The organism is Streptomyces sp. NH27 (assembly GCF_056859195.1).
The window spans coordinates 1-1,122 of the sequence record NZ_JACEGK010000977.1 but is presented as its reverse complement, the minus strand read 5'-3'; the positions used below and the strand labels follow the sequence as shown (position 1 = coordinate 1,122).

The window sequence follows — 1,122 nt, the reverse complement described above, 5'->3', positions numbered from 1 at the left end:
CCATGGCCTTCGGCGTGGGGGTGCCCCCAGGCCGCAAGGCGGCCGGAAGCCCTCGTAGTGGGCCTACTCGGGCTTTCGGCCAACGCTGGGGGCACTCCCCCTGGCTACGCCGGGGGTGCCCCCACCCGCCGAAGGTAGGGGGAGGACGCGCGTGCCAGGGCGGCGAGCGGGGCAAGCCTTGCCGGGAGGGGCGCTAGTTGTTGCCGTGTACCGGGCCGACCCGCAGGTTCTGGACCGAGGAGCCGACGCACTCCTGCTTGTTCCAGGGGATGTTGATGGACTCCTTCTGGTTCGGCGGGTAGACGCGCAGGGTCGGCACGGTGGTCAGGTCGCACTGGGCGGCGGAGTAGCCGCCGACCCCGTTGACGGTCTGCGTGTCGGCGTACGCGTGCGCGCCCGGGATCAGCGTGACCCTGGTGGCGGGGGTGCCGCCGGTGCGCTCGGCCGCCTTGCCGAGCTGGGTGTTGTGGATCTTCACGAAGGACACACCGGGGTAGCCGGAGAGGGTGCAGGGCGAGGAGCCGGTGTTCTGGAAGACGATCTGGAAGCCCGTGCTGCCGGCGCCGTTGGAGAAGCCGGAGGCGCTGGCCGACAGCTGGTTGGTGGTGCAGCCGGGCACGGAGGTGCCGGCCGACGCGGTGCTGCCGGACCCGCCCGATCCGCCCGATCCGCCCGATCCCGCGGAGGTGCCGCCGACGGTGGCCGGGTCGGCGGTCTGCCCGTCCGCCGAGTCGTCGCCGGGCGCGGACGCCGACCCGGACGGCGCCGAGGTGGCGGAGGAGGACGAGGACGAGGCGGAGCCGGACGAGTTGTTGTCGTCCGGCCCGCACGCCGTGAGCGCGAAGCCGGCGGTGGCGAGCATGACGACGAGCGTTCCGGTCCGGACGGTCCTGGTGCGCATGGTCCTTGCCTTTCCTGTGCGATCACTGAGGCGTGTGGTGCGCCTTCGTTGATCGTGTACCCACAGAACCGGCCGTGTCAGCGCCCATTGGTATGCCGTTACGCCCCGGGGACACAACGGGTCATCCCCAGCGACATTCACCCGACAATCGTCACGGACGCGTCGGCCGCCGCCCGCCCGGTGTCAACAGTCCTGCGAACGGCCCGGCGCCGGCCCGGAAA

1 protein-coding gene is annotated in these 1,122 nt (G+C 72.0%); it reads right to left on the bottom strand.

What is annotated here, in order from left to right:
- Positions 1-193 precede the first annotated feature (193 nt).
- Positions 194-901: a DUF4232 domain-containing protein gene (locus tag AC13HU_RS37510; protein WP_483046478.1), complete on the bottom strand. Its 708-nt coding sequence runs from the start codon at positions 899-901 to the stop codon at positions 194-196.
- Positions 902-1,122: the final 221 nt, after the last annotated feature.